At 69.8% G+C, this 16,713-nt stretch carries 14 protein-coding genes; 4 read left to right on the top strand and 10 right to left on the bottom strand.

Annotated features, from left to right (window positions below; genetic code table 11):
• Positions 1–103: 103 nt before the first annotated feature.
• From JNB61_RS20490 to JNB61_RS11495, 5 genes are all read right to left on the bottom strand, one after another.
• The gene (locus JNB61_RS20490) at positions 104–688 is read right to left on the bottom strand and encodes a TetR/AcrR family transcriptional regulator (protein ID WP_220289210.1); all 585 of its coding nucleotides are present in this window, start codon (positions 686–688) and stop codon (positions 104–106) included.
• A 56-nt stretch (positions 689–744) separates the two neighbouring features.
• Positions 745–2,727, bottom strand: coding sequence for an acetoacetate--CoA ligase (locus tag JNB61_RS11510; protein WP_220339722.1), 1,983 nt, complete (start codon positions 2,725–2,727; stop codon positions 745–747).
• Positions 2,724–3,332, bottom strand: a complete 609-nt coding sequence (locus JNB61_RS11505; RefSeq protein ID WP_220289208.1) for a cupin domain-containing protein — start codon at positions 3,330–3,332, stop codon at positions 2,724–2,726. Before JNB61_RS11505 ends, JNB61_RS11510 begins: the two co-directional genes overlap by 4 nt.
• A complete protein-coding gene (locus JNB61_RS11500; protein WP_220339721.1) occupies positions 3,329–4,345 on the bottom strand; it encodes a fumarylacetoacetate hydrolase family protein in 1,017 nt (338 codons plus the stop codon). The genes JNB61_RS11505 and JNB61_RS11500 overlap by 4 nt, the downstream gene beginning before the upstream one ends.
• 96 nt (positions 4,346–4,441) lie before the next feature.
• Positions 4,442–5,695, bottom strand: a complete 1,254-nt coding sequence (locus JNB61_RS11495) for a substrate-binding domain-containing protein (protein WP_220289206.1) — start codon at positions 5,693–5,695, stop codon at positions 4,442–4,444.
• A gap of 121 nt (positions 5,696–5,816) precedes the next feature.
• On the opposite strand from JNB61_RS11495, the gene JNB61_RS11490 reads away from it, so the two are divergent.
• The 4 genes from JNB61_RS11490 to JNB61_RS11475 are packed head-to-tail and all read left to right on the top strand — an operon-like array spanning position 5,817 to position 10,095.
• On the top strand, positions 5,817–7,322 hold the full coding sequence (locus JNB61_RS11490; protein WP_220339720.1) for a sugar ABC transporter ATP-binding protein: 1,506 nt from the start codon (positions 5,817–5,819) through the stop codon (positions 7,320–7,322).
• The gene (locus JNB61_RS11485; protein WP_220289204.1) at positions 7,319–8,278 is read left to right on the top strand and encodes an ABC transporter permease; all 960 of its coding nucleotides are present in this window, start codon (positions 7,319–7,321) and stop codon (positions 8,276–8,278) included. Before JNB61_RS11490 ends, JNB61_RS11485 begins: the two co-directional genes overlap by 4 nt.
• The gene (locus JNB61_RS11480; RefSeq protein ID WP_220339719.1) at positions 8,275–9,306 is read left to right on the top strand and encodes an ABC transporter permease; all 1,032 of its coding nucleotides are present in this window, start codon (positions 8,275–8,277) and stop codon (positions 9,304–9,306) included. Before JNB61_RS11485 ends, JNB61_RS11480 begins: the two co-directional genes overlap by 4 nt.
• A 51-nt stretch (positions 9,307–9,357) precedes the next feature.
• Positions 9,358–10,095, top strand: a complete 738-nt coding sequence (locus tag JNB61_RS11475) for a glucose 1-dehydrogenase (RefSeq protein WP_220289202.1) — start codon at positions 9,358–9,360, stop codon at positions 10,093–10,095.
• A gap of 66 nt (positions 10,096–10,161) precedes the next feature.
• Here JNB61_RS11475 and JNB61_RS11470 read toward each other — a convergent pair whose 3' ends face one another.
• The 5 genes from JNB61_RS11470 to JNB61_RS11450 are packed head-to-tail and all read right to left on the bottom strand — an operon-like array spanning position 10,162 to position 16,685.
• A complete protein-coding gene (locus JNB61_RS11470) occupies positions 10,162–10,902 on the bottom strand; it encodes an EthD domain-containing protein (protein ID WP_220339718.1) in 741 nt (246 codons plus the stop codon).
• Between the two features lie 25 nt (positions 10,903–10,927).
• The gene (locus JNB61_RS11465) at positions 10,928–12,145 is read right to left on the bottom strand and encodes an oxidoreductase (RefSeq protein WP_220339717.1); all 1,218 of its coding nucleotides are present in this window, start codon (positions 12,143–12,145) and stop codon (positions 10,928–10,930) included.
• Positions 12,146–12,163: 18 nt separating this feature from the next.
• Positions 12,164–13,930: an FAD-dependent oxidoreductase gene (locus JNB61_RS11460; protein WP_220339716.1), complete on the bottom strand. Its 1,767-nt coding sequence runs from the start codon at positions 13,928–13,930 to the stop codon at positions 12,164–12,166.
• Entirely contained in the window at positions 13,927–15,738 is a 1,812-nt protein-coding gene (locus JNB61_RS11455) for an FAD-dependent oxidoreductase (RefSeq protein WP_220339715.1), read from the bottom strand. The genes JNB61_RS11460 and JNB61_RS11455 overlap by 4 nt, the downstream gene beginning before the upstream one ends.
• Entirely contained in the window at positions 15,723–16,685 is a 963-nt protein-coding gene (locus JNB61_RS11450; RefSeq protein ID WP_220339714.1) for an SDR family NAD(P)-dependent oxidoreductase, read from the bottom strand. Before JNB61_RS11450 ends, JNB61_RS11455 begins: the two co-directional genes overlap by 16 nt.
• Positions 16,686–16,713: the final 28 nt, after the last annotated feature.

The following is a 16,713-nucleotide window of genomic DNA, read 5'->3' as shown; positions in this document are numbered from 1 at the left end:
CATCGCGTCGCCTAAAGGGGCGAGCCGGATGTCATCCGTTCGGTGGATGCGGCGCTGCGTTCACGTCGCGCGACGGCACGTTGTCAAACGACAGTCACGCCGTTCAGCCGCTGCGCCCCGCGATCCCGTGCAGCGCCAGCTCGAAGCCCGCTGCGATCGTGTCGGCGTCGAAGCTGCCTTCACGGAAGAGGAGCTGAAAGTAGATCGGCGCGTAGATCCGCTCGGCGAGTTCATCGGGAGAATAGCCGTCGCGGATGGATCCTTCGGCGATCCCTCGTTCGATCACCCGGTTGACCACCTCGCGGCGAGGACGCCAGAACAGCGTCTTGAAGGCGTCGAGGGTGGCGGGGTCGTATTGGCTCTCCGCGATCAGCTGCGCCATGAGGCGACCCTCGTGTCCGGCGTAGACCTTCGCGAGTGAGACGACGTGCTCGCGGAGAGCGTCCACGGGGGGCAGGTCGTCCCGCAGCGTCGTCTGAAGGATGTGCTTCTCGAGGAAGGTGTCGATGATCACGGCCGCCTTGCTCGGCCACCAGCGGTAGATGGTGGTCTTGCTGACTCCTGCCTCGCGCGCGATGCGCTCGATGGACAGCTGCTGCACCGACATCGAATCGGGTTCGCGCTCGTCAAGGAGCTTCATCGTCGCCTGGAGGATGGCCTGCCGGCTCTGTTCACTGCGAATTGCCACGGATCGACCCTAGATCTTCGTCGTTCGATACGAAACGTTCACCGGGGCGCGCCGTCTCATAGGCTGGCCCCGGCGGTCGAGCTCTTCGTTCGAGCGAACACCGCAAAATGGTCCAGGAGCGCGGCATCGTCGACCGCGCCCCGGTCGACGACCTCGTCGAGCGGCGCGCCCTGGAGCAGGCGCTTTACGGGGACCTCGAGCTTCTTCCCGGTCTTCGTGTGCGGGATGCCGGGCATGACGACGATGTCGTCGGGCAGGTATCGCGGTGACAGGTTCGTCCGGATGGACGCGCGGACGGCGGCTCGGGCATCCTCCGCGTCCGCCCCTGGAGTGAGCACGATGAACAGCGGCATGTAGTAGTCGGTGCCGAGCTCCACCCCGACGATCATCGCCTCGGCGATCTGCGGAAGCCGCTCGACCGCCGCGTAGATGTCGGCTGAGCCGAGGCGGATGCCGTTGCGATTGAGCGTCGAATCGGAACGCCCGTGGATCACGATGCCCTCCTTCGAGAACTCGATGAAGTCGCCATGACGCCACACGCCGGGAAACGTCGAGAAGTAGCTGTCGTGGTACCTCTCACCCTCGGGGTCGCCCCAGAACCTGAGGGGCATGGACGGGAGCGGCGCCGAAACGACCAGCTCGCCGCGCCCGAGAGTCGGATAGCCATCGGCATCCCACGACTCGACGCGCACCCCGAGGGCCGGAGCCTGGATGTACCCGACGCGAACCGGCAGCGTCGGAACCCCGCCGACGAAGATCGAGGCGATGTCGGTGCCGCCGCTCTGCGACGTGAGCCACACATCACCGACGCTTCGGTAGACCCACCGATAACCGTCGGCCGACAGCGGCGACCCTGTGACGGTGACGACCCGGAGAGCCGACAGATCGTGGTCGCGAGCGGGCTCGAGGCGGTCCTTCGCGCACGCATGCACGAAACCCGCCCCCACGCCGAGCACGCTCACCCGCTCGCCGTCCGCCACCTGCCAGACGCGGTCCAGCCCCGGGTAGGTCGGGTTGCCGTCCAGCAGAACGATGGTGGCGCCGACGCCGAGCGCCGCGACCAGCCCGTTCCACACGACCCAGCTGGTGGAGGCGATCGTGAGCACGCGATCGCCCGGCCGGATGTCATCGTGGATGCTGCACAGCTTCAGCTGCTCCAGCAAGGCGCCGCCGTGGCCGTGCACGATCCCCTTGGGCACGCCGGTCGTGCCCGATGAGAACAGGACCCACAGCGGATGGTCGAAGTCGACGTCGACGAAGGCGGGCTCCGCGCCGGCACGCAGGGCATCGGCCCAGCCGCACGACTCCGCGACCGAGTCGACCGGTCTCGCATTCGTGTGGCCGGTCACCCAGACGACGTGTCGCACGCTGGGAAGGCTGCCCAGCACCTCGGCCAGTTCCGCCTCGCGGTGCCGGTCCGTGCCGCCCAACTCGTACCCGGGCACAGCGATCAGCACCTTCGGCTCGAGTTGGGCGAACCGCGAGACGATCGCGCCGGGGCCGAACTCGGGTGCGCACACCGACCACACCGCGCCGATCGAGGCGGTCGCCAGCAGCGCGATCACCGCCTCAGGGATGTTCGGAAGGATGCCGACCACGCGGTCGCCCGCGCCCACCCCATGAGCGCGCAGATGCGCGGCGAACGCGGCGACCTCGGCGCGCAGATCGGCGAACGAGACCTCGGTGCGCTCGCCGCGCTCGGACAGCGCGACGATCGCAGTGCCCTCATGCCCGGCGAGCAGCTCGCGCGCACAATTGAGCCGCCGGCCGGGGAACCACCGTGTGCCGGGCATCGGATCCGCGCTGCGAACGGGTCCCCCGGGGCCGCCCATCGTCACGCCGGCGAAGTCCGCCCACTCCGACCAGAACTTCTCAGGCTCGTCCACCGACCACTGCCACAGGTCGTCGTAATCCTCCCCGAGCTCGACACCACGGGCTCGGAGGAACGCCGTGAAGCGGGCGACGTTCGTCTGCGCCCGAAGCGACGGCTCGAGGCGCCAGGCGACCTCTCCGACGCCCGCTTCCGGGTTGACGATCACAGCCGGTTCGATTCCACCGGAACGCCCCGACGGCGGGCGGCGATCTCCTCGGCCGAAAGCGGCTCGGTGCCGATGAGAACGAACGCCACGCGGGCGACGCGGTCGGTGCGGTTTGACCAGGCGTGGCTCGTGGCCCGCTGCACCACGACGTCGCCGGCGTGCAGCGTCGCCTCCCCGTCGTCCACCAAGAGCGTGATCTCGCCCTCCAGCACGATGGCGTAGTCGAGCGAGTCGGTGCGGTGGAACCAGAAGTGCTTGCCGTCGGAGTGCTTGGCGCCCTCGGCGGCCTCGGCCTTGCCGTCGATCTCGTCGAAGATGCGGTCCTGGGCGTCGCTCGGATACGCGGAGTCGGGGGGGAATTCCGCAACCCGGAACACCGTCTCACCGACGCGCGGGAACGTCGGCGTCGCCGACCCCGGCCCGACGGGGTCCGCGTCGGACACGTGGTCGGTGGGGCAGGTCGTCAGCCACGGGACCGCGGCACCGAAGCCGGGGATGACCTCGGAGGCGAACGAGTTCGGGGCGATGTCATCGATGAGGATCACGGCCCGGCCCTGGTCGTCGTGGCCGGTGACGACGCGGCGCACCTGGGGGGACGAGGTCATGCGCTCGCGCCTTCCTCGAACGGGAACGGCTGCGGGCTCGGCCACCAGGACGGGGTCTCCTTCTGCGCGGCGATCGGCGAGCGGAGCACGCCGACCTTCTCGAGCTCGAGCTCGAGAAGGTCGCCCGGCTGTAGGAAGCGCCGCAGCTCGGCCCCGGCTCCGAACGCCATCGTCCCCGAGCCGATCAGGTCGCCCGGCTGCAGGCCGTCGAGCTGCGAGACGTACGAGACCGTCTCCTCCGGCGTCCAGATGAAGTCCTCGACGCGCGTGTCCGACCACACCTCGCCGTTCACCCGCACCTGGCCGGTGAGTCCGATGATCGACGGGATCTCGTCCATCGTCACGATCCACGGACCGATGCCGTAAGCGAAGTCCTTCGAGTGCTGCGCGCCCATCCCGATGGGGCTCTCGAGCACCTGCACGTCGCGCAGGCTGAAGTCGTTGAAGATCGTGATGCCGAACACATGGTCGAACGCGTTCTCAGGCGTGATGTTGCGGCCGGGCTTGCCGATGACGTATCCGATCTCGAGCTCGTAGTCCAGCTGCTCGGTGATGCTCGGGTACGGGATCGTCTCCCCGGTGCCGTAGATCGTCGCGGTGGAGCCCTTGAAGAAGCCGGGCCGCTCGTAGACGGCGCGCGTCGGCGTCGTCTTCATGACGTTGCCGAAGAAGTTCTTGATGTGGCCGTTGAAGGTGAGGCTGTCGCGCAGCACCGGCGGCTTGATCGCCGCCACGAAGGAGGCGTCGTCGAGCGGCGCGGACGCGTCGGCGGCTGCCGTCAGCGCGTGGTGGGCGGCGTCGACGAAGAAGTCGCCGGTCGAGATGCCCCGCGTCAGATCGCCGAAGGTCGCCGCGGCCAGATGGCGCGCTCCGTCCTCTGTCGCACCGCCCCGCTGCAGGGCGAGAGCGTACGCCCGCCGCAGGTCGACGACGCGGTTGTTCTCGGGCTCCGCCGCGATGACGCGAATCTGGCGGCCATCGGGGGAGTCGACGGCGATTCGTCCGAACTTCATAGTGTGCTTCCTCCGGTTATGCGATACGCAACGTATTGTATCGGAACGATGGACCGAGAAGGGGTGGTGGACGGCTCTGCCGCCCACCCCTTGTGGTCATTCGGCCGTCTTCGGGCCGAGGTCGGGGTTGGTGAAGAACTCCGCGATCTGGTCGTCAGTGAGGTAGACGCCGTCCACCGTCAGGTCGGTGCCGTCCGACTCGGACCACGACGGGTCGACGACGTCGCCGATGTTGTCCTGGTCGACCACGTAGGGGGCCCACACGATCTGGTTGACCTTCGGGCCCGCGCCCGCGAGCACCTTGAGCCCGATCTGCGCCGCGGCCTTCGCGGCGGGGATCGGCGGGGTCGCGGTGCCGTAGTACGGGTAGTCCGGGTTCGCCGCCGCGTACGCGGCCATGCCCTGCGACGCGTTGATGTCCTGGATCGGCGGCACCGGCAGGCCCGCCTGGGTAAAGGCGTCACGGATCGCCCAGCCCATTGAGCCGGCCTGGAACACGGCGTCCACCCCCGCGGGATTGGTGGCGAGATACTGGACGACGGCCTGCTGGGCGGCCGGGGGCTGGAAAAAGCCCTGCACCTGACCGGCGATCGTCACGTCGGGGCACAGCTCGAGCGCGTTGGCGATGCCGTCCTCCCAGAACAGCTGCGGAGGGATGCCCGGAACGCCGTCGACCTGCAGCACGGTGCCCTTCCCGCCGATCGCCCCGAGGACGCCGGCGGCGGTCTCCATCGCCTGGAGGTTCGAGTTGTTGGCCACGCTGATGGCGTAGGGGGAGTCGAGCGGGACGACGGTCGAGATCACCGGGACGCCTGCGTCGTGCGCCTGGGCGACGAGATCGACCGCGGCCTCCGGCGCCGCCGGGTTGAGGAAGATGATGTCAGGCTTCAGCGAGAGCGCCTGGTTGAACATCTGGATCTGGCCCGGCACATCGGTGGGGTCGTTGGGGGCGAGGTTGGCGACGACCTCGACGTCCTGCGCCTCGAGCGATTCCAGCAGCTGCGCCTGATACGTCGCGATGTACGGGGCGGCCGGGGCCTGCCCGACGATCGCGGCAGTGAAGCCCTCCGTCTTCTCAGACTTCCAGTCCGCCCAGGCCGACTCCTGGATCTCGATGTCGTAGGCGTTGTAGCCGTCCTTCAGCTCGGGGCTGAGGCTGTCCAGGAGACCGTTCGGGTCGTTCGCGCCGAGCTGGGGGATGGAGCCGCAGCCGTCTGCGGCGGGGGTCGATGCGCTGTCGCTGGGCGTGTCGCTCGCGGCGGGCGAGCAGCCGGCGAGGCCGAGTGCTCCGATGGTGACGAGTGCTGTGGCGACGGTCCCCAACCGCGCCGTGCGTGCGGGCTTGAGCATGTGTGCAACTCCTCTTCGAGTGGGCGCATCCGTTGCGCCAGCTCAGGATAGACACATCCGATACGGTTCGTCTAGTATCTGATCACCAACCCCGTGCGGGTGAGCTCGATGAGGAGTCAGGATGTCGGTTGCCGCGAGTGGGCTGAGGCTCACCGGGATCAGCAAGCACTTCGGTGCGACGCGCGCGCTCGTGGATGCGGAACTCGACCTCCGTCCCGGCGAGGTGCACACGCTCCTGGGCGAGAACGGCTCGGGCAAGTCGACGCTCGTCAAGATCATCGGCGGCGTTCACCGCCCCGACTCCGGCTCGCTCACGATGGGCGAGGCCTCGCTTGCGCTCCGCAGCCCCCGACAGGCTCACCGGAGGGGGATCGCCGTCGTGTTCCAGGAGGTGCTCACCGCCACGAGCCAGTCGGTGCTCGACAACATCTGGCTCGGCACCGACGGCGTGTTCGTCCGGCGACTTGCCCGTCCGGCGCAACGCCGCATCGCGACCGAGACTCTCGGACGGCTCATCGACGGGGTCGACCTCGACGCCCCGGCCGGCAGTCTCTCGCTGTCCGAGCGGCAGGCGATCTGCATCACGAGGGCACTCGTGCGCGAGCCCGGCATTCTCGTTCTCGACGAGTCGACGGCCGCGCTGGACGTGCGGACCCGCGACCGGCTCTTCGCCGAGATCCGCCGTCTCACCGCCGACGGGGTCGGGGTGCTCTTCATCTCGCACCGCATGGACGAGGTCCAGGAGATCTCGGACCGCGTCTCGGTGCTCAGGTCGGGGCGCACCGTCTCGACCGTGGACCGTGCCGACGTCGCGGTGGATCGCCTCATCGCCGACATGACCGGATCGAGCGGTGTCGTCCAAGGCCTCGACCACGACCGCCCGATCGGCGACCCGACCTTGCGCGCTGACGGCGTGACGCTCGCCCCCGGCGCGGCGCCGATCGACCTCACGCTCAGGGCGGGGGAACTCGTGGGACTCGCGGGCCTCGAGGGGCACGGTCAGGACGCGTTCCTCAAGCGCCTCGCAGGCGTGACCGAGGGGGAGGGAACCGTGACCCGCGTGCTGAGCCCGGACATCGGCATCCGTCCCGGTAACGGCGCCGAACTCGGGGTGGCCTACCTGCCGCGCGAGCGCCGGGGGGAATCGCTCTTCGAGTCGATGTCCATCCGCGACAACTTCGCCCTCCCGACGCTGCAGCAGGATCGCCGGGGCCCCCTCTTGAGCGCCGGGCGCATGAGGGAGCGGTTCGCGGAGTTCGTCACGGCGCTGAAGGTCCGCCTCGGCACGCAGGAGGACCCGATCTCGAGCCTGTCTGGCGGGAGCCAGCAGAAGGTGGTCCTCGCCAGATGGCTGGCCACCGAGCCGAAGGTGCTGCTGCTGAACGACCCGACGCGAGGAGTGGACATCATGACCAAGCGCGAGATCTACGCGACCCTCGACCGGCTGTGCGCCGACGGCATGAGCATCGTCCTGCTCTCGAGCGAGGTGGAGGAACTGGTCGAGCTCGTCGATCGCGTGCTCGTGTTCCGCGATCAGTCCGTGTTCGCGGAGATCCCCCGGGAGGGCCTCACGAGCGAGGCCGTCGTCGCCGCCTACTTCGGCCAGCGAGCGGGAGCGGTCGCATGAGCCGTGTCCAGGACTTCCTCCAGCGGCGAAGCTGGGCGTTCGCCTTCGTGCTCGCGCTGATCCTGCTCATCGTCAACCTCGTCGTGAGCCCGAGCTTCCTCTCGCCCGAGCGGCTGCCCGCGACGTTCGCGACCCTCGCGCCGTTCGTCCTCGTCGGATTCGCCTCGACGCCGGCGATCCTCTCGGGTGGCATCGACATCTCGGTCGGGCCGCTGGCGACCCTCATCAACTGCCTCTTCATCGCGGTGCTTCTGCCTGCCGGCTGGGGCGAGTGGTACATCGCGGTGCCGATCCTGCTGCTCACCTCGGCTGCCGTCGGCACGGTCACCGGCGTCCTCGTGGCGGTGGTGCGGCTGCACCCCGTCGTCGCCTCGATCGGCGTGTTCTTCGTGCTGGTGGGAGCCGCCGTGACGATCTCGAAGCAACCCGTGTCGGCTCCCGCGAACTGGAGCGACGCGCTCGCCGGTTCGTGGGGCTGGTTCCCCGCCGCTGCCCTCACCATGGGCATCGTGGCGCTCGCCTGGTTCGCTCTGCGGCGGACCGCATTCGTGAGCAACCTGCTCGCCACCGGCGAGAGCGACATCTCGGCGTACGGCTCGGGGGTGGACGTCACGCTCGTCCGCGTTCTCGCCTACACGCTCGGCGGCGTCTTCGCCGGCGTGGGAGGCATCGCGCTCTCGGCGCTCCTGCAGTCGTCGCAGTCCTCGCTTGCCACGACCTACGCGCTGCTGGGCATCGCCGCGGCGGTGCTGGGCGGCGCCAGCCTCGGCGGCGGGCGCGGCGGACTGCTGGGCACCTTCCTGGGTGCCGTCGTCATCTACCTGGTGCAGCAGCTGCTGACGGCGGCCGGCGTGCAGCCCAGCCTCATCCAGGTCACCTACGGACTGGTGCTGGTGCTCGGCGTGCTGCTGGGGGCCACACTCCTCTCCCCGCGACTGAGAAGGAGCCGCGCATGACCGATCCCTCGACGGGCATCACGCGATCCCTGACCGTGCCCCTTCCGCCCGCCCGAGGGTGGGCGCGGATGCGCCGGTGGGCCGTAGACACCCCCTTCGTCCAGATGCTCGTGCTGATCGTGCTCGTCGCGATCCTCGTCGCCCTCATCCCCGCCTTCGTCGCGCGGCCCCAGGCTGCCGTGGCGATCCTGGTGCTCGCTTCTCTCCTTGCGCTCGCCGCGATGGGACAGACGCTCGTGGTCATCCTGGGCGGAATGGACCTCGCCGTCGCCGGCTACATCCTCTTCGGGGCGATGATCGCCTCGAACGCCACCAGCAGGCTCGGCTGGCCGACGTGGTTCGCGCTGCTGGTCACCGTCGTCGTGTGCGGCGGGATCGGGGCGCTGGTCGGCGCGGCATGCCACCGGCTGCACATCCAGCCCTTGGTGTTCACGCTCGGCGTCGGGGCGATCCTCGCCGGGGGAGCGATGTTCCTCGTCAACGGCGACTACAACGGGCAGCCGCCGGCGGACCTGCGGTCGCTGGCTCAGCTCACGGGAACGACGTTCGGCCTCCCGATCCCGCCGATCATCCCGATCGTGGTCCTCCTGGGCATCGTCCTGTGGCTGTTCCTCTCGCGCACCGCCACGGGGCGCCGGCTCTACGCCACGGGCGTCAACCCGCAGGCGGCAGCGCTGACCCGCGTGAACACGGCGGTGATCTGGACCGGCGTGTTCGCCCTCTCGGGCGCGCTGGCCGGCATCGCGGGCATGTTCGTCGCGGCGTTCGGCTCGGGGTGGGCGCAGGGCACGGGCGATCCGTATCTCTTCTCCGGCTTGGCAGCGGTGCTGGTCGGCGGAACGACATTCGGGTCCGTGCGCGGCAGCTTCACCCGCACCGCACTCGGCGCCCTGATCCTGACGGTCGTCGCGACCATCATCACCAGCCGCGGTCTCGCCGAGGCGCAGAGCAGGATCGTGTACGGCATCATCATCCTCGCCGTGGTCGCGCTCTACGGAAGGGAGCGTCATGTGCGGGACCGCTTCTGAGCCGGTGCTCGCGGGCGCGTGCGCCCCGCGGCACCTGCGGAGGGCGGGGTCATGAGCGGGCGGCTGGCCGGAAAGGTCGCGCTGGTGACCGGCGGGTGCGGCGGCATGGGCGTGTCGCACGCACGGGCGATCGCCCGTGAAGGCGGGCGCGTCCTCATCGCGGATCTCGACGAACTGGGCGGCGCGGAGGTCGCCGCCATGCTCGGCGACGCCGTGTCGTACCTCCGCCTCGACGTCACGAGCACGCTCCAGTGGGCGGCCGTGGTTGCCCATATCGAGAACACGTTCGGGCGCCTCGACGTGCTCGTCAACAACGCCGGGATCCTCGACTTCGCGCCGATCGACGAGTACGAGGACGCCGCGTGGGACCGCATCATCGCGATCAACCTGACCGGAGCATTCAAGGGCATCCGAGCGGTGACGCCCCTGATGACGGCCGCCGGTTCGGCATCCATCGTCAACATCTCGTCGACGGCCGGCCTGCGCGGCTTCGCCCGGGTCGCCGGCTACAACGCCTCCAAATTCGGGCTGCGCGGCCTGACGAAGTCGGCCGCGATGGAGCTCGCACCGCGGGGCATCCGCGTCAACTCGATCCATCCCGGCAACATCCAGACGCCCATGATCGACGGCTTCTTCGACAGTTTCCCGCACGTGCCGATGCACCGCGCCGGCCGCCCGGAGGAGATCTCGGAGCTGGTCGTCTACCTCGCCTCAGACGAGAGCTCGTTCGCGACCGGCGCCGAGTTCGTGATCGACGGCGGCGAGACGGCGGGGCTCCCCGCGGAATAGGCGCGGCGGGGCGGTCGGTCGCCGGCACCCGCTTTCATCGCGCACCGTGCGGCCGCGGCATCCGCGTCAGGCGACGATGATCCGCTCGTGCGCGACCAGCGTCGTCGAGCGCCCGGCGTCGACCACGTCGCCCACCAGCAGGCGTCGCGCCGCGTCGGGCTGCGTCGCGAGCGCCTCGCGCATCGCGCGCCCGTCCTGCCACCACAGCTCGTGGACCCCGTCGTACCCTTCGGGATCGGATGCCGCCTCCCGCGCGTCTGGACCGGTCTCGGCCTCGCGCGCCACATGGCCGATCGCCGGGCATCGCACGTGCCGGGTGACGCCCAGTCGGCGTCCGAGGTCCCTGTCGTCGTGGGCGGGCGGTTGCCAGCGGTCCGCGAAGGCGCGCGCGCTCACCTCGGGCCGACGCCGAACGAAGACGAGGAGCTTCACGCCGCGGGTGCGGGGATCGAAGTCGTCCTCATCGATGAGGTGTTCCTCGGACTGGATCAGATGGCGGGGTCGTGTCAGGTCGAGGAAGTTGCGCTCGTCGGCCATCAGCTCCTCGAAGCGCGGCTCGCCGGGCATCGCGAGCACCGAGGCTGGCGTGGCATGCCACGTCTCGGCGCATCCGTCCCATCCGGACGGCTCGAACAGCTCGCCGAGCAGGGCGGGCGTGTCGTCGAGGCGCACGCTCTGCACGTAGCGCGTGATGCGACGGAAGTCCTTGACGATCTCGGCGTGATACGTGATCCAGTGGTGCGAGAACTCGGCGCGCGAGAGGTCTGTGCGACGCGAGAACGGGTCGAAGAGCTTGATGCCGGGCATAGTGCGTCCCGCGGCTGGCCGGCGGTCAGTCCTTCTTGCGCGATTGCGCCACGATCTGCCCCACGTGGATGAAGTGCTCGTCCACACCGGCCAGGTCGCGCGCCTTGCGGAAACTGCGCACGGCGCCGAGTTCACCCGACAGTACCCGCGACACCAGGTCGGGATTGGCGATCTGCGAGCGGCCGGCCCCGATGAGGTCGAACTCGCCGGCCTCCAGGCCGCGCCGGACGCGATCGATGTCATGCTCGGCCTGCGAGCGGGGCTCCTCGTTCTCGAGGATGTCGTGGGCGAAGTCGGTGGACAGGCCCACGCTGCCGATCGCCAGCACGGGGGCGTCGGTGAACGTCTTCACCCAGGCGGGCAAGGTCCGCGTTGCGTCGAGCTCGGGCCACGCGACGGTGTCGAACCGCCGAGTCGAGACGTTGAAGAGATCCACGCCCGCCGTGCGCATCCGCTCGAGGAACGGGCCGAGCTCATCGGGATGCTGCGCGATGCGTGCGGTGTAGTCGACCTCCTTCCACTGCGAGAACCGGAACGAGATGACGAAGTTGGGCCCGGTCGCCTCCCGGATCGCGGCCACGACTTCGGCCGGGTAGGCGGCGCGTTCCGCCAGCGTGGCGCCGCCGTATGCGTCGGTGCGCTTGTTGGTCTCGTGCCAGAGGAACTGATCGAGGAAGTAGCCGTGGCACGCGTGCACCTCGACGCCGTGCGCGCCGAGGTCGCGTGCGATGAGCGCGCTGCGCACGTAGGCGTCGCGCGTCTCGCGCAACTCCTGCGCCGACATCGCGCGCCCGTTGCGCCGCCCCTCCTGCACCAGGCCCGACGGGCTGAGCGTGGGCTGATCGGGGTACGGGTTGCGCATGGCGTCGGTCACGAGCCGGATCGCCCCCGGGTGCCACAGCTGCATGAGGAACAGCACGCCGGGCGTGGCGAGCACGGCGCCCGCCACCTCGCACCACTCGGGCACGGTGTCGTCTCCGATGACGCTGAATACCTGCTGCCAGTAGGCGGCGGGATGATCGGGTGACGAGCCCTCCGAGATGATCAGGCCACAGCCGCCTTCGGCGACCGCGCGAAGAGTAGGCGCCATCCGCGGCGTGGGGCGGAAGTCGAGCGAGGCTCGCTGCATCGCCGGCAGTGCGAACCGGTTGCGGGCGGTGTGCCCGTTGATCGTGATCGGGGTGAACAGCGGGTCGGGCGTGGCGATGCCGTCGAGGACGGGGCTGGCAGCAGGGTCGTGCATGCGTGCTCCTTCGTGGGCTCAGACGAGGACGCGGGCGGTGTCGCGCCCGGCGCCGACGTGCTTCTCGGGTTCGCCGACGATGCTCCGGGCGGCGATGTAGCCGAAGGTCAGGTACGGGCCCCATGTGCAGCCGGCGGACCAGTAGGCCTGGCCAGACGCCGACGCGACGCAGTTGCCGAGCCCGTAGAGACCGGGCACCGGTCGCCCGTCTCCGTCGAGCACCTGCAGTGTGGCGTTCACCTTGGGCCCGCCCTTGGTGTCGAGGACCCCGGGCGCCAGGATGATGCCGTAGTACGGGCCCTCGTCCGCGAGCGGGTGCAGCGTGGGGTCGAGCTGTCCGGCGCTGTCGTCGGGGTCCGCCTCGGCGGGCCGCAGCTGGTTGTCGAGCCCCATGAAGAACTGCTCGATCGCCGTCTGACCCCGGTGGAAGTCGTCGTCGCGCCCCTGGCGCGCGAAGCCGTTGAAGCGCTCGATGGAGCTGCGGAGGCTCTCGGCGAAGTCTTCGGCGAGGCGCGTGCCGGCGGCCTCGTCCGGGTGCTGTGCGAGCCGTTCGGCGAACCGCTCCGCCAGCTCCTCGAGGGTCGCGCCCTCGAGGAAATACGGCGAGGTCTCGCCGACGCGCGGGATGAAGTTGCCGGCCGTGAGGTCGATGAACCCGTCGTAGCCGTATCGATCGCGGCAGCGCTTGTCCATCACGACGAACTGAAGGAAGTTCGGGTACTCGACGAGGGTCGGATCCCACAGGAAGTGCGACCGCGTGCGGTCGTGGTAGGTGACCTTCTCGTTCGCGATCCGGTCGCCGTACTTGTTGACCACCAGCATGCTGTCGCCCGCGCAGTTGAAGTTCGCGATCAACGTCGGGTCGTGCGCGAGCGCCTGCTCCCACACGACCGGCGCCCAGAAGGCCTCGTCCATCTGGTGCAGGGGCAGGCCGAGGCTCTTGGCGATCTGCAGGAAGTCGCCGGTGTTCGTCACGGCCGCGCAGCCGCCGACGATGCGGCCGTTCATGTACTCCCGCGTCAACGGCGTGTTGTGCGTGAAGCCGCCGCTGGCGAACACCACCGCCTTGCGAGCGCGGATCGATCGCGAGGCCGCGCCGTCGTGCCCGCGCACGCCGACGACGGCGCCCGCGTCGTTGACGTAGACGCCGTCGACACGGAATCCGAGCCGCACCTCGACGCCGAGCTCGTCGAGCGTGCGCATCATCCGCTCGATCGCGTTGCGCCCGTTGGACATCTCGCCGGCGTCGTCCTGCGGCACGACGTAGCGCCCGCGCGGCATCCGGTCCTCGGGCACGTCGCTGTAGCTGGGCCAGCCGGCGATGTGCATGACGCGCAGCGCGCCGAGCTCCTCCAGACGTGTGAGCGCTTCCCCGGCGTGGTCGAAGTAGGCCTCGATGAGGTCGTACTCCCACTGCGGCAGACCGAAGGTGGGGTGGGATGCCGAGTAGAGCAGCGGCCGCCCGACCCGGGCGAGGAAGGCGATGAAGTCCTCCTTGGACTCCACGTCGCCGAGGGCGCGCTGGTAGCTGTTGTTGGGCACCATCATGCCGCCGCCGGACTTCGCGCTGGTCCCACCCGGCGCGGCAGACTTCTCGAGCATGATCACGGAGGCGCCGAGGTCGGCGCAATGGATGGCGGTCGTGTCTCCGGCGACGCCGGTGCCGACGACGATGACGTCGGCCTCGGCATCCCATGTCTGATCGTCCGCCGGTCGCAGGACGGCCGGCTCGACGGGGAGGTGTTCGCTCGGGGACATGTCGGTGTGCTCCTGGATGTCGGTCATCGGGTCGCCTCGGCAGCGATGGCGATGGCGACGGCGTCGGCGGCGGCCGACGCGGCGATGTGATGACCGGCCAGCCACGCGAAGGTGATCATGGGGCCGAGCGTGCCGCCGGCACCCCAGTACGCGTGCGCCGAGGGCGATGCCGCGCAGTTGCCGACCGCGTAGAGGCCGCGGATGGGGCGCGAGAGATGGTCGAGCACCCGCCCGTGGAGATCGGTCTTCGGGCCGCCCTTGGTGTCGAGCGTGCCCGGCACCAGCAGGGCGGCGTAGTACGGGCCTTCGTCGGCGAGGGGGGCGAACGTGGCACTCGCGACCCCGGCGCCGGGAACGCGTTCCGCCAGGAGACCCTGCGGCGCCTCCTGGCCGTCGACGGTCCACGACTGCGACTGCAGCGACGAGTTCGCCTCCATGAAGCCTGCGCCCTCGCCGATCGATGCGGCGGCCTCCTGCAGGGACTGCAGGTACTGCTCGATGGGTGCCTCGCCGCGGTGGAAGTCCTCGTCGCGCCCGGCGCGCCCGAACTCGTTGAACCGCTCGATCGTCTCCGCCAGCCGCTCCTCGAAGTCTGCGGCGGGCGAGACGCCGCCGATGTGGCCGGCGTACGTGGCGAAACGCTCGCGGATGCCCTGCGCGAGCTCGTCGAGCGTCGCTCCCGAGATCACGTGCGCGCGCTCGGCCTCGCTCGCGCCCGCGGGCGGCATCATGCCGCCGTCGAGCATCAGGCCGCCGAACTCGTCGGCGTTGGCTTGGTCCCATACCGCGATCAGCGGCAGGTTCGGGTACTCGGCGCGCGTGCCGTCCCACTCGGCGAGCACGGCGTACGACTCGGAGTAGATCTGCTTCTCGTTCGCGACGCGTCTTCCCGCGCGGTTGACGAGCAGGATGCTGCGCCCGACGATCTCGAAGGTAGCCACCATGATCGGGTCGTCGGCGACCGCGTGCTCCAGCAGCACCATCGAGTTCCACGCGTTGTTCATGTTTCGCAGCGGCGCGCCGAGGCTCTCGGCGATCGGGATGAAGTCCCCCTCGTTCGTGGTCACGGCACACCCGCTGAAGACCGGATGAGGCAGGAAGTTGTCGCGCAGCTCGGGGTTGTGCGTGAATCCGCCAGACGCGAAGACCACCCCTTGGCGTGCGCGCAGCGCGACGTCGCCGTCGGGCGTGGCCGCGATCACTCCGACCACCACGTCATCGTCGACGACCGCGCTGACCACCCGATGCGCGACCCGGGTATCGCCGCCGCGCTCATCGAATGCGGTGCTCAGCTGCCGGATCAGCTCGACGCCCTGGCCGGCAGCGCCGTCGGGCTGGATCGGCACGAGCACGCGGCCCGTGGTCAGGTGGCCGTCGACGAGCTGGGGGTAGTAGTCGGGGAAGGCCGGCATCCACATCGTCTGGATCGCGCCCATGTCCTCGAGCGCGTCGAAGGCCCGGCCGGCGTGGTGGGTGAAGGTGTGGAGCAGGTCGTACTCCCACTGCTCCAGTCCGAGGGTCGGGCTCGACGGGGCGAAGCGGTGCGGCCGCGACGTGCGGGCCTGGAACACCAGGCACCGGTCGAGCGGGTCGGCGATGCCGGCCGCGCGCATGTGCCTGTTCGCCGGCACCCACATGCCGGCGCCCGACTTCGCCGACGTGCCGCCGATCGCGTCTGCCTTCTCGAGGAGAAGGACGCGCAAGCCCGCATCTGCGGCGACCAGCCCCGCGGTGAATCCGGAGGCGCCACCGCCGACGACGATGACGTCGGCCTCGTTCATCCAGGGGCCGACCTCCGATGCGGCGACCACGGGCGGGTTCATAGATGCGGGCATGGACGACTCCTCTTCGAGCTGTTCACCGACACGACCTGCGGCGAGCGCCGCGATAGGAAACGATACGTACCGATTATAATTCGCGATCGACCCCGCGCGTCAACCCTCGGACGGGGACAGGAAGGCGTGCACGAGGTCGAGCACATCGCCGCCGCCCGCCCCGGCGTAGATGGACGTCGCGCCCCCGTCGACGGGGAGCACGATGCCGGTGACGAACGTCGAGGCGTCGCTGCCGAGCCACAGCGCGCGGCCTCGGCGATGTCGCTCGGAAGGCCGAGGCGCCCGATGGGCTGCAGCGGCCCGTGGCGTTCGTTGAGGAACTCCGCGAACTCGTCCGCGCGTTCCAGCGGTACCCCGAAGCTGCGCGCCATGATCGGCGTGCGGATGATGCCCGGGGCGATGGCATTGACACGGATGCCGTGGGGCCCGAGTTCGGCGGCCGACTGACGCGTCACGCCGATCACGGCGTGCTTGCCGATGGAGTATCCGGCGGTGCTCCGGCCGCCCTGGAGTCCCGCGGAGCTTGCGGTGTTGATGATCGACCCCGCCGAATCCTGGGCGCGGAACCGCTGCGCCGCGAACCGCGTTCCCAGCAGTGCCGACCGTGCGAGCATCGCAAGGGTGCGGTCGAATCCCGCGGCGGTGAGCTCCAGCACGGGCGCAGGGTCGCCGGGAGCGCCCGCGTTGTTGAACATGATGTCGAGCCGGCCGAACTCTTCCGCGGCGGCGTCGACCACAGCGGCGATGTCGGTCTCACTCGTGACATCGGCGTGGCGATAGCGCAACCGGTCGCCGTGTGCGCCGTCCAGCTCCGCGCCGTGCTCGTCGTCGATGTCGGCGGCGATGACGCGCGCACCCTCCGCCACGAACAGCTCGGCGGTCGCGCGCCCGATTCCGCTCGCCGCCCCGGTGATGACGGCGACCTTGCCCTCCAGCCTTCCAGCCATGGTCCAGCCCCTTCCGGTCGCTGCATCG

Origin of the sequence: Microbacterium ureisolvens (genome assembly GCF_019511645.1) — a bacterium.
GTDB classification, from domain to species: domain Bacteria; phylum Actinomycetota; class Actinomycetes; order Actinomycetales; family Microbacteriaceae; genus Microbacterium; species Microbacterium ureisolvens_A.
This window is presented reverse-complemented; position numbering and strand designations above follow the sequence as displayed.

Excerpts from the sequence above, each read along its gene's own strand:
- JNB61_RS11490 (WP_220339720.1), top strand. The coding sequence starts at position 5,817 with ATGTCGGTTGCCGCGAGTGGGCTGAGGCTCACCGGGATCAGCAAGCAC.
- JNB61_RS11465 (WP_220339717.1), bottom strand. The coding sequence starts at position 12,145 with ATGCACGACCCTGCTGCCAGCCCCGTCCTCGACGGCATCGCCACGCCC.
- JNB61_RS11485 (WP_220289204.1), top strand. The coding sequence starts at position 7,319 with ATGAGCCGTGTCCAGGACTTCCTCCAGCGGCGAAGCTGGGCGTTCGCC.
- JNB61_RS11495 (WP_220289206.1), bottom strand. The coding sequence starts at position 5,695 with ATGCTCAAGCCCGCACGCACGGCGCGGTTGGGGACCGTCGCCACAGCA.
- JNB61_RS11500 (WP_220339721.1), bottom strand. The coding sequence starts at position 4,345 with ATGAAGTTCGGACGAATCGCCGTCGACTCCCCCGATGGCCGCCAGATT.
- JNB61_RS11455 (WP_220339715.1), bottom strand. The coding sequence starts at position 15,738 with ATGCCCGCATCTATGAACCCGCCCGTGGTCGCCGCATCGGAGGTCGGC.
- JNB61_RS11460 (WP_220339716.1), bottom strand. The coding sequence starts at position 13,930 with ATGACCGACATCCAGGAGCACACCGACATGTCCCCGAGCGAACACCTC.
- JNB61_RS11505 (WP_220289208.1), bottom strand. The coding sequence starts at position 3,332 with ATGACCTCGTCCCCCCAGGTGCGCCGCGTCGTCACCGGCCACGACGAC.
- JNB61_RS11475 (WP_220289202.1), top strand. The coding sequence starts at position 9,358 with ATGAGCGGGCGGCTGGCCGGAAAGGTCGCGCTGGTGACCGGCGGGTGC.
- JNB61_RS11480 (WP_220339719.1), top strand. The coding sequence starts at position 8,275 with ATGACCGATCCCTCGACGGGCATCACGCGATCCCTGACCGTGCCCCTT.
- JNB61_RS11470 (WP_220339718.1), bottom strand. The coding sequence starts at position 10,902 with ATGCCCGGCATCAAGCTCTTCGACCCGTTCTCGCGTCGCACAGACCTC.
- JNB61_RS11450 (WP_220339714.1), bottom strand. The coding sequence starts at position 16,685 with ATGGCTGGAAGGCTGGAGGGCAAGGTCGCCGTCATCACCGGGGCGGCG.